Origin of the sequence: Flavobacterium sp. CECT 9288 (assembly GCF_918731615.1) — a bacterium.
In the GTDB taxonomy this organism is placed as follows: domain Bacteria; phylum Bacteroidota; class Bacteroidia; order Flavobacteriales; family Flavobacteriaceae; genus Flavobacterium.
Genome location: NZ_OU957226.1, coordinates 2,639,204 through 2,653,497, shown reverse-complemented (window position 1 = coordinate 2,653,497; position 14,294 = coordinate 2,639,204). Strand labels below are relative to the sequence as shown.

The following is a 14,294-nucleotide window of genomic DNA, read 5'->3' as shown; positions in this document are numbered from 1 at the left end:
GCTTTGTCATTGCTATATTGATGTTCTTATTGATAAAATCATAGATTTTTTTTAACAAAAACTTTTACAGAAGCTTACATTTTTATCAGTGCTATCTCTTTTTCAAGACTCCTATTTCTGACTCAAACAACATCGGACCTTCGCTTTGTTTTACCGTAAAATTGTATTCGTTATGCATGCTCAAGACTAAGCCGTACTGTTCGTTCATTTGTCTGAATACGTAAAAAGAAAGTATTTTTTGTTCTTTATCATAGTTCCAACTTCCAACTTCTGTGGTCATATAATCTTTTGTCTGTTTCGAGAGATAGCCATTGTATCGTTTTAAATCATTACCCAATCTAATGGTGCGAAAATTATCAGCAGTAGTTAGCGTATAAGACCCTACAAACTGCTCTAATTGTTCCATTCTAGCATCGTAGTAAACACCGGCTTCACAATTTAGATTTAACAATAAATCAGTGTTAAGGGCTATGTTTTTTAAATTTTCAAACTCAGAAGCATTTACAATTTCTAATACCTTGATTCGCTGTACGCAACTGTTTGGATTAGTTGTTTCTTGCGTTATGTCAGTTGCAAAGACCAAAACGGGACTGTTTAATTTCTTGATTTCGGCAATGGCTATTTTAAAACGGAACGCTCTATCCTTTCCAAAAGGTATAAATTTTTTAGGATCAAATTGCTTTCCTTCTTCCGTCCAATAAATTTTACCTGTTTCTGGTAAGCCGTAAGATTCGACTTTTCCAAATAACTCTAGGTTTTGCGAAAAGCCCTTTGATGAAACAATAAGTAGTAAAAGGAAAACTATTTTTTTCATTTTTTTTGGGATTTAGGTATGTTTTATAATGTTACTTTTTTTATGTAGTAGCGTTACAAAACCTACATATTTTTTTAAAAGTACGTGATTAGCTCCATCTAATCGAGGGAACTACTTTATTTTTTACAACACTCTATTTTCGATTTCAGCTTTTCGATCTAAATTATTACCGATTAACTGCCCAACAGCGATTCCAAAGACCATACCTACTGGTAAACCTAGTGCTATTTTTCCTAATGCAGCACCAATAGCTATCCCGATTGACATTCCTAATACCATACCCTGACTGGTATAACTTTTTTTGAATTTACCTTTTGGGATATAATTGTAGTTTTCTTTTACAAAGGTTTGTAAATTAGTAATGTCATTCAAATTTTTTGTTTTATACTGAATTTTTTGATTCGCTGTCTTAGGTTGGATACCATTAATAACCTCTTCTATTTTTGAGCAAAGTAATTCGCTTTCAGGAATATGGTTGTCTTCAATTTTGATTAGTAAGTTTTTTAAATACTCAAAATTAACAGTAACCTTCTCTTGGGGAGTATAATTTTCAGTTTTCTCATTTAAAACCTCTTGCATTTTTTGCGTCTAATTTGTCATAACTTTTTTGGTTTGAAATTATCAGTTTTTAATTTGCTGTTAGCTTTAATGCATCTTTGTTTTTGGCCTGAGAACGAGAAGCTCGCGCCAGCTTAGTGAACGGAACGAAACTTCTCCCACTCGCAGGGGAATTATTGTTTATCGATTTTTTTTTTATTAAAACTAACAATAAAAACTCCTACGAAAACAATAAATAAACCTCCAAAATGTAAAAGCGCATTACTCTCACCATTTTTTGAGTTGTTTCCCATTTCAAAACCCATCATCGCTAATCCGATTACACTAACAATTATTCCAAAAATATTCTTCCTACTCATCTGTTTACTTTTTAAATTTTTATATTTCTACTTTTTAATGTTTGTCCAATTTATTAAACTGTTTAAAAACAAACTATTTTAATTACGATTTAATTTAGTACTCCAGCTAAAGCGAGGGTCCCGCTCGTGAACACAAATACTAACTCAATATTTCAAAAAAAACTAAATACTGGTGCAAACTAAAATCGTTTTAAACTTTAATACCCATTATGAGCGAGAAGCTCATACTAGAGTGTGAGTTTTCGGTAGTTGATTTTTACTTTTATCCAAGAATAAAAACATCCATTCCCAAATATTTAGTTTCGGATAAAACCTTCATCCCGTTCTTTATAGCAACGTTTATAGAAGCTATGTTTTCTTTGTCTATTATTGAAACAAATTGATTTGAAATGTTATTTTCAAGCCCAAATTTTTTTAACTGTGTTGAGATTTCTGTAGCAAATCCTTTTCCCCAAAACTCTTGTTTTAAGGAATACGATATTTCCATTTGTGCTTTGCCATCAACTTCACGTGGTATAATTCCACTTACCCCAATAAACTCCCCCGAATTTTTCTCAATAGCTGCAAGATGCCCAAGTCCTTGATTTTCGTAGCGCTCTAATTGTTTGGATATCCAGTCAGTTGCTAGCGTACTAGGTGATTTTGACATGTCAATACCAACATACTTTAACATTTGATTATCTACAAAAAAGCCAGTCCATTTTTCAACGTCAGACATTGTTAACTTTCTTAATATTACTCGTTCTGTTTCTTGGTTAAAATACTCCACTATATTTTATTTGTGTTATTTTGTTTGTTTACTATGCTACTCGTTTTCAATTACTGTTAATTTTTCGTAACTAGACCGTGTTTTTTAACTTCCTAATTTTCCATATCTTACATGTTCTGAAAAATATAAAACAATTATTTTTTTGCCTTTTTTGTAGGGATAAAATAATTCATAGTCACCATCGTGATTGCTATATCTCAATTCTTCACTTTTTCCGCTAAATACTTTGTCTAAATATTCTCTTTCTTCTTGAGTTGTTTTGTACAGATACTCTTTTTTATTCGGTTCAATAGTGTCGTTTAACTTTTCATAATTACTTTGGTTAAATCCTAAATAAACAGGTGAACCATTTATACTATCCTTAACTAATAAATTTACACTTGGAAAATTCTTATCTGTTTCTGAATAGATTTCTAAAATAGTACTAGTTTCATTTATATATTCTTCTGAAAATTCATAATTGACTATTTTTGAACTATTCTTTTCGTTTTTCTCTAAAATTGATTTTGCCGATTTGATCAGCATTTTTTCTTTTTTGTTGGATGTTAAATAATCGCCACCAAATAATATCATTCCAATTATTGGAAAAATTATAAAAAGAATTAAATATGTTTTTTTATTCGATTTTGTATTAGTGTCATCATTATTTTTCGTTTCTGCAATTCTTGTTAGATTGAACATTACGTTTATAATTAGTGAGCCAACCATTAAAGCAAGAATACCCAAAACGCTCAGATAAAACGTTTCTGTCATATTTTCTCTAAAAACTTTTAATCCAAAAACTTGAATTATAATAAATGTAAAAACCCAATAAACTAATAGAAGTATCGCTGTGATTCCAATTGCGTTGCTAAGTTTTACAAGTTGTTTCGGGGTCATAATTTTATTTTTTTAGTTAATTTTATTTTTCGTTTTTTCGAGTGATATGTATGTGAATTTTGTTTGCTATCAAGGGTTTAGCACTGAGTTAAGATTTGTTTTTCGGTTATCACTAAACTTCCAAATACAAAACCAACTTTCAATTCTGTCAATTGCCCAAATCTGTTGCAGAAGCTGAAGGTAGAATAGTTTTACTCAAATTGTATGTCGCTTACTTTTTCATCTTTATAGTATAATTCATAATCCGAATCTTTGTTAACTACTAAAATTGCAAAAAACAATTCTGCTGTAAATTTTTTATAGGTAGTTTCTCCAAAATATAATGTGCTCAATTTTGGTTTTTCTGTTGTCCCAAAATTTATTTTCATTTCAAAGTTTTTATAACCTTCAATATCGAAAAGGTTGAAATAATCTTTTTCAGAAGGATCATAAGGAGGTAACAGATAGCCATTAATTTCTTCACCATTTTCTTTATAGATTTTATCTTTTCTAAATGGAATTAATTCTGGATATCCAATTATTCCAGCATATCCTTTATAGTCCGCAAGTCTATACCGAATTTTATTTTTAGTGTCTAAAAGTGAAAATGCACTTAACTTTGTCTTGTTATCTAATTTAGATTCAATTTTGGTTTTAATCATGACTTTTCTTAAATCATCACTAGTTACTTTTAGTTGTCTTATTCCAAAAACACTTACGTTATCAACTAATTTCGATTTTAAAATTTCAATTTTTGTTTCTTCTTTTGTTGTAAATTGAGCGTACAAACTGAAACTTATATTAATGGTAATAAGCAGTATTATTTTTTTAACCTTCATTTTTTATTTATAAAATTATTTTATGTTTTCTCTAAAGTTGTTGCCAGCGTTTACTCATCTGCCGCGAGCGTCTCGCTCATGAAGGCTGTTAAATCACAAAATTTGATGACTGGCACAAACTAAAATCCTATTTAATCTATTCACCACGAGTGTGGTAGTTATTTGCTGTTGTAAATATCACAATCAATTACAGCATCTATATCATTTACAAATTGTATTGTTTCTTTGCTAAAATGAAGCCCTGGAGTTTCGTCTCCTAATTTAATTACAATTTCCAAAATAAAATCAACTTCTGGATTTTCAGATTTCAATTTTAAAAACTCGGATTTATGTTCGTTAAGTTTAGCAACAAGTTTTTCAATCTCTTCAAAATAATAAGGATAAGTTAAATCTCCTGAAGAATATTCCCAAATTGTGCATACTGGAACTTTACCTCGCTCAAACATTTTTTGAAAACGTGTTGGCTGAATACTGAGGTATTTCTTAAATGTCTCCAATTCAAAACTTTCATCCTCAGTTTTTATTGCAAAGTATGTATATCCGGTGGTTTCTATCATTATTCTGTGTTCTGTTTTGGTCTATATCCCAGCTAGCGCGAGCGTCACGCTCGTGAATCTAGTTTCTTTCTCAATGTTTTAAAAATCTAATGATTGGTACAAACTAAAATAATAGTTATCCGTCAAGGCCATCACTAGCGTCCCGCTTGCGCTAGCGGGGGTAACTGTTTCTAGTTATTGTTATTTTTTCTCAGCCAAATATAAATTCGCAATTTCTTCAATGAAATTTTCAGGACGTGAACCCACTAAATTTGTCAAAATCACTACTGAAATATTGTCTTTTGGATAAATGTATAAAGCATTTCTATTGCCACCTAATGAAGCAATTACAGGATTATTTTCTCTTGAAGAGGAATAAAAACCAATCGAACTCTGATTCAGAAAACCGTTTTCTTGATATATGTCTCCGTTCTCTAATCGTATAGGCGTACAAAGAGTCTTTACATTTTCGGCATTAATTAATTGATTACTTTGTAATGCCATTACCCATTGTGCTATTTCGGTTGCAGTTGAATAGATTCCGCCAGCTGGATACAAATTTGAAGGTATGGGTTGATACACATTGGTTAGCATGTTATTTCTAAAATACGAGTAGGGCTTTGCAGAGTGCTTAATTATGTTGTAAAAATCGCCTACACCAGCTTTGGTGGAATTCTTCATTCCCGCTTTTTTATACTGGTTTTCTGAAATGAATTTTTCAAATGACTGTCCACTTATTTTTTCAATAAGCATTCCAAGCAGCAGGTAATTCGCTTGACAGTCTCTAAATTCTTTACCAGGTTTAAAAACAAGAGGTAATTCTTTTATTTTTTGAAATAAAGTCTCACTATTTTCTGACAACATATTTCCTTGTGAATCCCAAATTTCAGGAAGACCCGATTGATGCGTCACTATTTGTTTTACTGTAATATTTTGCCAACTTTTAGGCAGCTTATCCAAATATTTTGAAATAGGCTCGTCAAGATTTAATTTGCCATTTTCGACTAATTGCATAACAGCAACTCCTGTAAATGCTTTAGTCATGGAATTAATACTAAAAATAGTTTGGCTGTCAACTGCAATCGAATCTTCAACGGATGCTAACCCGTAGTGACTTGTTCTAATGATTGCATTATCTTTAATTACCGCTAATTGCAAACCAACAATTTTATTTTTTTGCATTAGGTTTTTTATCACATCATCAACTTTATCAACTTGTGAATAAGTAAAATTACTGACAGCAAAAAAGGCAAGTAAGAGCATTGTTTTTCTCATATTTTCTATATTTTATTGGATTGATTTGTTCGGTTTTTGCCACTGTTGGCGCTAGCGTTACCCTCGAGTGGGCTCGTATTTCTATTTCAAATTCTAAAAAAAACATATGTTCCAATTAGACAAAAAACAACAGTAGTTAATATTCCAATTTTAGTTAATTCTTTCAAATTGGTTTTTTTATTTTCGTTCTTTGTTATTCTGTTGATTAAATAATTTATCAATACTAATAAGCTGATACCTATAATTCCTAAAAGGCTAAATGCACCAAATCTATAAAAATAGGATATCGGTAATTGTCTTACTAACTCTTCTTTGTTTTCAATAGAACCCAGGTAAAAGGCCATACTTAAAAATCCAGATATTCCTGAAATCAATAGTATTGCGATGATGTTTAGGACTTTCAATTTTTTATTTATTGTTTTTTTTCATCTGGCGCGAGCATCTCGCTCTTGAACATAATTAATATCTCTTTGTATTTTAAAAAAAATCTAATGACTGTCACAAACTAAAATTTTATTGATCTATAAATAGCTAACACGAGCTAGAATTATTCACAATCTAAGCCAAAATCTAATAAAAATATTTTATCATCACGATATACTTTAAATTTAAAAGTTCCACGGTTTTTAACTATTGAATCGCCAACTTGTAAATTACTCCAAATACCATTCGTATAATATGTATCGATTTTAAGTCTATTTTTAAGTACAATTAGTTTTTGCTTTCTGTTTATTGTATCATCAACTATATCATTTATTACATCTGAAAATTCCATCTCCTTTTTCTTTAAACATTTATTTCGATCCTCATTGAGATCAAAAAAGGTGAAAGAATAATAAAAAAAAAGAAATAGAAAAATAATCGTAAATAGTTTTATTGAAATGTTGACTAGTTTTTTAAAATTCATTATTATTTCTATTGATATGGTAATAAAGTACTAATTTGAAAATCCCCTAAGTTTTTCGCGTTCATCTCGCTCATGAAGGCTGTTAAATGACAAAATCTAATGACTGACACAAACCAAAATCCTATTTATCCATTCATCACGAGCGAGACGCTCGCGCTAGCCTTTAGATTTTAAGTTCAACTTAAAAGAAAACCAACAAAAGTAATAACAAATAGAATCGCCATTACTCCATTCAGAATAAATCCAAATACACTTCTAATTCCAGTTGGCTCCTGAAGGCTTTTGAATGAATATACAATTCCAATTATAGAAATAAGACCGATTAGTAAGCCAATTATAGCAGTAAAATAGTTAGAAATATCAAGCCCAAATACTCCCCAAATTAAGAATAAAAATAAAAGTATCGCTATTATTCCTAAGGTAAATGCTACGTTAGAGTTGGTGCGTTGTGTTATTCTTAGACTCATATTTCATGTGATTTGTTCTATTTGTCTGCAAGCTAGCGCGAGCGTCACGCTCGTGATCCTAGTTTCTTTCTCAATGTTTTAAAAAATCTAATGACTGCTACAAACTAAAATCATAGTAATCCGTTGACATCATAACGAGCGGGAACTGTTACTTACTCGCTCTTAACTGTAATTTTTATATTTATTATTTGTTTCGGAATTTAAAATTTTAAAAAACAAATAGAATGCCGCATAAGTTAATGTTTCTGAAATCGAAATAATTTTATCAACTCTATTTTTTAAAGCGTCAATAGTAGAAAGATTGAAGGTTAGTTCATTATCCGCATATGGTCCGCCATGGACATAAGAAGATAATATGTTATAAAATTCAAGAAGCTCTACGTTTACTATAATCTTTTTCTTTTCTGACTCATTTTCATTTGAGTACTCCATTAGTCTTTTAGCAATTACGTCTAATTTTGAAAAAACATTACCAATAGAATTAACTTTATCAATCTCTGCTTGAGTTATGTTTGGAAACTTGATTTTAAGTAAATCAAGATAATTAAATTTTGTTCCATTTTTTATATTACTTACTTTATTAATATAATTTTCTTGTTTTAAATATTCAGATTGTGTATATATAAAGTAATACGAAATTCCCACAAAGTCATCTTTCTTTTTTTCAAGTTGAGTTACTGCATAAAAAAAAATTAAATAATGTTCTATTTGTGATCGTTGAAGAATTGACATAGAGTAAACATCAGTATTAATTATCCCTATTGATTCATTCATTTTATAAATCTGACATAACTTATTATATAGTAAGATCAGAGTAATTCTATATTTTGATTTTTGAATGTCATTTTCAATTTTTTTAGAATTTAAAGTACAAAAATCATTAATTCTAATTAGTTTTTCTTTCATATAATTCTAGTTAATAGTTACGAGTATGACTTTGTTGATGATTATGAAGATGAGTATTTTCGGCTAAACGATAATATGATTTAAAAAGGATAACCCAGCTAGCGCGAGCGTCCCGCTCGTGAACATAATTAATATTTTCAATATTTTAAAAAAATCTAATGACTTGTACAAACTAAAATCATATTAATCCGTTAACACCCTCACGAGCCCGACGCTAGCGCTAGCGGGGGGGGGGTAGCGATTGTTGCAATCTACGCTATGTTTTTATTTTCCATTCACTTTTAATTGCATTTTATTTTTGCCTGTCAATGAATCATCAATTTTAATTGGTAAAGGATTTTTCAATTTAGTGTCTTTAGAAATAATATTTTTTGGTGTCTGAGATTCTTGTTTAGGTTCTTTAATTGCAATTAATATGGCAAACATTGATAAAAGGAAAGATATAATTGAAATGATAAAGCTCCAAAATGCTCTTGAACGTTCAGTTTTAATTCGTAGATATTTTTCATCTTCGTACGCATATATTCCCGAATTTGTAATTAAGTAGCCAGAGAAATCATATTCGGGATAGAAGTTATGGAATCTGATTTCTTGGTTGGCTGACAAAGAAGCTAATATAACTTTAATGGTGTCGTAATCCAATTTTTGCTTTTTCACAATTTGATCAAGTGTTAAAAGCGCTTCTCTATCATCGTGATATTCGTCAATAAAATTTAGTTTTACATCCAACAACAATTTTAAAACTTTATGTTTGGCTTCATTGTAATTCATCTCGATATGATTATTTCTTTATTAATGTCCTAAAATTCTTTGATTTCCCAAGCGATAACTGCTAACTTTTGGATTGGTCTAACAAAATTAACATAGAACCTTAAAATTAGGCTTGCTTTATCTGGCGTGAGCTAGATCGATTTTCAAATATAAGAATAATTGTATTACAAAACGGTAAAGGCGTTTTATTAGTTGCAAGCTTTTCGTACTTAAAACCCTAGTGCAGCACTTCTCTTTTTCTGAGGTTGAACATGAAAAGGAGGATTTTGCATGAAGGATAGTAGCGGCATCCTTTATTTTCTTTCTTTAAGAAAATAAAGATAAAGCGCATAGCCTGACGCAGCTGTAGCCGTGCGGAAGCTGGGACATGCCCAAAATAAGCATATCTGAATTTAGATTTCTAAAAAAAGTATATCTTTAGCCCACAACTAACCAAAAAACCATTTTATGGAAGACCAAAAACCAGACAATTTTAAGAGAGAATTAGGACTACTTGACGGGACCATGCTTGTGGTGGGCTCTATGATAGGATCGGGGATATTTATTGTAAGCTCGGATATGGTGCGACAACTCGGCTCTGCCGGCTGGCTGATTGCTATGTGGGTGCTTACGGGCGTGATTACCGTGATTGCTGCGGTGAGTTACGGCGAGTTGAGCGCGATGTTCCCTACGGCGGGTGGGCAGTATGTGTATATTAAGGAAGCTTATGGTAAACTCATTGGGTTTTTGTACGGATGGAGCTTTTTTGCGGTGATTCAAACCGGTACTATTGCGGCGGTGGGTGTGGCTTTTGCCAAGTTTGCAGCTTACTTGTATGCGCCTTTGAGTGATAAAAATATTTTGTATGAAATAGGCGACTTTAAACTAAACGCAGCCCAAATTGTTTCTATTGTTACGATTGTGTTGTTGAGTTATGTGAACAGTCGCGGAGTGAAAAACTCGAAGATTTTGCAAACGGTGCTTACGGTGATCAAAGTACTCTCGTTAGCGGGTTTGATTATTTTTGGTTTTATGGCTGCCGATAGTGCGGTGTGGGATGCGAATTGGGCTAACGCATGGCAAGCTCAAAGTTTGAATGTGGAAACAGGCGAGTGGGTGCCTATTGGTGGTATTGCATTGATATCGGGCATTTCGGCGGCCTTTGTGGGATCGCAATTCTCGAGTGTGGCTTGGGAAGGCGTTACTTTTATTGCAGGCGAAATTAAAAACCCAAAACGCAATGTGGGTTTGAGTTTGTTTCTAGGAACATTATTGGTGAGTGTGATTTATATTGTAGCCAATGTGATGTACTTGGCGGTGGTGCCTTTGTTTGATATTGCTACTGCCGAATCAGATCGTGTGGCTGTGGTGGCTTCGCAAACTATTTTTGGGTCGGTAGGAACTTTGATTATTGCCGTGATGATTATGATTTCGACTTTTGCGTGTAACAATGGTTTGATTATGGCGGGTGCTCGCGTGTATTATACGATGGCTCAGGATGGTGTTTTCTTTAAAAAAGCGGCTTCGTTAAACAAAGCTAGTGTACCAGAATGGTCTATTTGGGCGCAATGTATCTGGGCATCGGCCTTGTGTTTGACGGGTAAGTATGGGGATTTACTTGATTTTGTGGTGATTATTGTACTGGTGTTTTACATCTTAACCATATTAGGAATTTTTATTTTACGTAAAAAAATGCCAAATGCAGAGCGTCCGTATAAGGCTTTTGGTTATCCGGTATTGCCTGCTTTGTATATTTTGATTTCTTCGGCGATATGTTTGGCGTTATTGTACACAAAACCAACTACCTGTGGTTGGGGTGTGTTGATTATGCTTATTGGCATCCCGATTTACTATATGACTAAGGCGAAGGAGTAGGGTTTTTTAATTATGAGTTATGAATTATTAATTAGTAAGCTGTGAGATGTATTATATCATTCATGAATTTAAAATAGTTCAACTTATATGAACTTATATTCCTTATATGTTTAAAAATACTTGTAGTAAAGTGTTTTTAAAAAATCAATAAAAAATCTGCTAAATCTGCGATATCTGCGTGCCAATTCGGTACCACGACAAAAATCATAAACAAAAAAATCCGTCTCGTTCTAAAACAAGACGGATTTTAAATTTTATTCAAGTCGGGAAGTGGTTGTCTTAAATTTAAAACTATTGACTAAAACTAAAACTAAAAAAATTTCAACCACCCACCACAACTTGTAAACAGTAGGCTAGTAGTACGTAAAACGTCTTACTTTAGCAATATATTTAGCCAAGCGAATTACTTGGTGGCTGTACCCGTATTCATTATCATACCAAATGTAAAGCACAATATTTTTCCCATCTGCAGACACAATAGTAGCATTACTGTCATAGATAGCAGGCGCCGAAGTACCTACAATATCAGAAGAAACTAATTCGTTATTCAATGAATATTTTATTTGCTCTACAAGCTCCCCTTCAAGAGCATATTTTTTCATAATTCCATTGATGGCCTCTACAGAAGTGGTTTTTGAAACCTCAAGGTTTAACACAACCAGCGAACCATTAGGAACAGGAACTCTAATAGCATTTGAAGTTAATTTTCCAGCTAAGCTAGGCAATGCTTTTGCAACAGCACTTCCTGCACCAGTTTCAGTAATTACCATATTCAACGCTGCTGCTCTACCACGGCGGTATTTCTTGTGCATGTTGTCTACCAAGTTCTGATCATTAGTATACGCATGGATGGTTTCTAAATGTCCTTTTACAACACCTAGGGTATCTTCAACCGCTTTCAAAATCGGAGTAATGGCATTGGTAGTACAAGAAGCTGCAGAGAAAATATTGATTTCATCCGGGTTGTACTCGTTGTGGTTTACACCGTGTACAATATTAGGAACTCCTTTTCCAGGAGCGGTAAGCAATACTTTATCGGCTCCTTTTGAAGTTAAATGGCGGCTCAAAGCTTCTTGAGTTGTAAAAGCACCTGTATTGTCAATTACAAGAGCATTGTTGATGTCAAATTGCGTATAATCAATTTCTTCTGGACTGTTTGCAGTAATGATATGAACGGTTGTTCCATTGATGATTAAAGCATTGTTTGCAGGATCTGCAGTTACTGAACCTTCAAAATCTCCATGAATAGAATCATAGCGCAACAATGAAGCTCTTTTTTCAAGAGAAACAGCATCGTTTTTATCACGGGTTACAATAGCACGTAAGCGCAATTGACTTCCTTTTCCCGTTTTTGACATTAATTCTCTTGCTAGTAAACGACCAATACGTCCAAAACCGTATAAGACAACATCTTTTGGATGAATTTCTTCAGAATCTTTAGCGTTTTTTAGTTTGTCAATTACAAAATATTTAGCATCTGGGTATTTGTCCTCTTCTAATCCGTATTCATAGGTAAGTTTACCAATGTCTAATTTTGCAGGAAGTAAGTTCAACTCTAAAATAGCTTTTGCAATTTTAACCGAATCAAATACTGAAATAGGTTTGCCTACAAACTCAGCAGCATATTCATGTAAATTGATAATCTCACTTACATTTCTGTCTAATAATTGATTGCGGAATAAGACCATCTCAATTGATTTGTCATACCATAAATCACTGATGATTTTAATCAGTTCTACTCCTGCACGTCGCCTGTCGGCTTGCAAAGAGACTTCTTTTTCGTATAAAGTAGTAGTTGCCATGTTGAAAATTTAAGGAAAATAAGGTGTTGTATTTTTTAAAATTTTTGGCAAAAATACCCATTTCAATCGATTTCGTAGCGTGTTTTAAGATTTTTTTGCAAAATAAAAAAGCCACCTTGTTTAGCAAGATGGCTTAGTATTCAATTTTAAAAATAAACTTACATGTAAAAACGTAGCAGTTCACCATTTTTACTGATCAATTCTATGCGTACCTTTTGATCAGCTTCTATTTTTCCAAATCTTTTCGATACCGTTTCTACATCTGTTGCTTTTACGTTATCAATACTTAAAATTATACTTCCCACTAGTTCCTCTTCATACTGTTGCCACTGTTCATCGCTAATACCTTTAATGCGCACACCGTGATCAATTTTATATTTCTTTTTATCAGCAGCTTCAATGTTTTCAAGTGTTATACCTTTGAACTCCGCATTAAAAAACTCGTTTTTACTCAAAGTCACAGGAACGGTTTTAGTTTTTCCGTCTCTAATATAGGTAACTTGAACTTTGTCATTTGGTCTTTTCGTATTGATGTATCCAGAAAGATCTGCAAATGATGTAATATTTTGTTCGTCTAATTTGACAATCACATCTCCGTTGGTTAAGCCAGCTTTGTCAGCACCAGAATTTTTCGTTACCCTTTTTATATAAAATCCTTGGGTTAAACTAATACCGTATTCTTTAGAATTCATACTATTCAATTCGCCACCTTCAACGCCTAGAATTCCGCGTTGTACATTCCCAAATTCCATTAAATCTTCAATAATTTTGCGGGTTATGTTTGAGGGAACCGCAAAAGAGTATCCGGTATAACTTCCTGTTGGCGAAGAGATCATAGTATTGATACCAATCAATTCACCACGAGTGTTTACTAAGGCACCACCACTGTTTCCTGGGTTTACCGCCGCATCCGTTTGAATGAACGATTGAATTCCGCTGGTGTCTAAATTTCTGGCTTTCGCCGAAACGATACCCGCCGTAACAGTCGAATTCAGATTATACGGATTTCCTACTGCCAATACCCATTCACCCACTTTCACCGAATCAGAATTGGCGAAAGCCGTATATTGAAGCTTTTCGCCAGCATCAATTTTTAGCAAAGCAATGTCCATTTTGGAGTCGGTACCAATTAATTTTGCTTTGTATGATTTCTTATTGTTGAGTGTAATTTCAATTTCAGAGGCATCTTTCACCACGTGATTGTTCGTTACAATATAGCCGTCTTCAGAAATAATTACTCCAGATCCCGTTCCTACTTGTTCTTGTGATTGTCCACCTCTATAACCGTAAAAATATTCTAATATTGGGTTAGAAACAGTGGTTCTGGAAACGTTTTTCACGTGTACTACGGTATGAATGGTTTTATCAGCGGCCTCAGTAAAATCAAGTATTTCCGATGATAAACCAACACGCTTACCGTACGAGTTGGAAGCCATGGTAACTACTGAGCCATTATCTTTTGAAAAATAACCATCAGTATCAAATAATAGCTTGTAAGAACCTAAGGTAACTACACCACTTAATAAAGAAACTCCAAATAATGTTGATAAATTTTTCATAGTCAATTTCGTTTTTAAAA

General features: G+C 32.8%; 15 protein-coding genes. 1 reads left to right on the top strand and 14 read right to left on the bottom strand.

The window, feature by feature from the left end:
- Positions 1-91: 91 nt before the first annotated feature.
- The 12 genes from LQ189_RS11695 to LQ189_RS11640 all read right to left on the bottom strand — a co-directional run bounded on the left by LQ189_RS11695 (position 92) and on the right by LQ189_RS11640 (position 9,059).
- Positions 92-814: a hypothetical protein gene (locus tag LQ189_RS11695; RefSeq protein ID WP_230157297.1), complete on the bottom strand. Its 723-nt coding sequence runs from the start codon at positions 812-814 to the stop codon at positions 92-94.
- 123 nt (positions 815-937) lie between these two features.
- Complete coding sequence (locus LQ189_RS11690; protein WP_230157295.1) at positions 938-1,393, bottom strand: hypothetical protein; 456 nt, start codon at positions 1,391-1,393, stop codon at positions 938-940.
- 152 nt (positions 1,394-1,545) lie between these two features.
- Positions 1,546-1,731, bottom strand: a complete 186-nt coding sequence (locus tag LQ189_RS11685) for a hypothetical protein (protein WP_230157293.1) — start codon at positions 1,729-1,731, stop codon at positions 1,546-1,548.
- A gap of 262 nt (positions 1,732-1,993) precedes the next feature.
- Positions 1,994-2,500: a GNAT family N-acetyltransferase gene (locus tag LQ189_RS11680; RefSeq protein ID WP_255667842.1), complete on the bottom strand. Its 507-nt coding sequence runs from the start codon at positions 2,498-2,500 to the stop codon at positions 1,994-1,996.
- Between the two features lie 84 nt (positions 2,501-2,584).
- Positions 2,585-3,253 carry a hypothetical protein gene (locus LQ189_RS11675; protein ID WP_230157283.1) on the bottom strand — a complete coding sequence of 223 codons (669 nt, stop codon included), beginning with the start codon at positions 3,251-3,253 and terminating at the stop codon, positions 2,585-2,587.
- 317 nt (positions 3,254-3,570) lie between these two features.
- Entirely contained in the window at positions 3,571-4,197 is a 627-nt protein-coding gene (locus LQ189_RS11670; RefSeq protein WP_230157281.1) for a hypothetical protein, read from the bottom strand.
- Positions 4,198-4,355: 158 nt separating this feature from the next.
- The gene (locus LQ189_RS11665; protein WP_230157279.1) at positions 4,356-4,754 is read right to left on the bottom strand and encodes a DUF4279 domain-containing protein; all 399 of its coding nucleotides are present in this window, start codon (positions 4,752-4,754) and stop codon (positions 4,356-4,358) included.
- A 180-nt stretch (positions 4,755-4,934) separates the two neighbouring features.
- Complete coding sequence (locus LQ189_RS11660; RefSeq protein WP_230157277.1) at positions 4,935-6,008, bottom strand: serine hydrolase; 1,074 nt, start codon at positions 6,006-6,008, stop codon at positions 4,935-4,937.
- A 547-nt stretch (positions 6,009-6,555) separates the two neighbouring features.
- Positions 6,556-6,783, bottom strand: a complete 228-nt coding sequence (locus tag LQ189_RS11655; protein WP_230157276.1) for a hypothetical protein — start codon at positions 6,781-6,783, stop codon at positions 6,556-6,558.
- 308 nt (positions 6,784-7,091) lie between these two features.
- Positions 7,092-7,382 carry a hypothetical protein gene (locus LQ189_RS11650; protein WP_230157268.1) on the bottom strand — a complete coding sequence of 97 codons (291 nt, stop codon included), beginning with the start codon at positions 7,380-7,382 and terminating at the stop codon, positions 7,092-7,094.
- A 162-nt stretch (positions 7,383-7,544) separates the two neighbouring features.
- Positions 7,545-8,288, bottom strand: a complete 744-nt coding sequence (locus LQ189_RS11645) for a hypothetical protein (protein WP_230157266.1) — start codon at positions 8,286-8,288, stop codon at positions 7,545-7,547.
- A 264-nt stretch (positions 8,289-8,552) separates the two neighbouring features.
- Positions 8,553-9,059: a hypothetical protein gene (locus tag LQ189_RS11640; protein ID WP_230157264.1), complete on the bottom strand. Its 507-nt coding sequence runs from the start codon at positions 9,057-9,059 to the stop codon at positions 8,553-8,555.
- 447 nt (positions 9,060-9,506) lie between these two features.
- Here LQ189_RS11640 and LQ189_RS11635 point away from each other — a divergent pair, with 447 nt between their 5' ends.
- Entirely contained in the window at positions 9,507-10,913 is a 1,407-nt protein-coding gene (locus LQ189_RS11635) for an APC family permease (RefSeq protein WP_230157262.1), read from the top strand.
- Between the two features lie 353 nt (positions 10,914-11,266).
- Here LQ189_RS11635 and LQ189_RS11630 read toward each other — a convergent pair whose 3' ends face one another.
- Both LQ189_RS11630 and LQ189_RS11625 read right to left on the bottom strand, forming a co-directional pair.
- Positions 11,267-12,715, bottom strand: coding sequence for a glyceraldehyde-3-phosphate dehydrogenase (locus LQ189_RS11630; protein WP_086455090.1), 1,449 nt, complete (start codon positions 12,713-12,715; stop codon positions 11,267-11,269).
- 158 nt (positions 12,716-12,873) lie between these two features.
- The gene (locus LQ189_RS11625) at positions 12,874-14,274 is read right to left on the bottom strand and encodes a trypsin-like peptidase domain-containing protein (protein ID WP_086455089.1); all 1,401 of its coding nucleotides are present in this window, start codon (positions 14,272-14,274) and stop codon (positions 12,874-12,876) included.
- Positions 14,275-14,294: the final 20 nt, after the last annotated feature.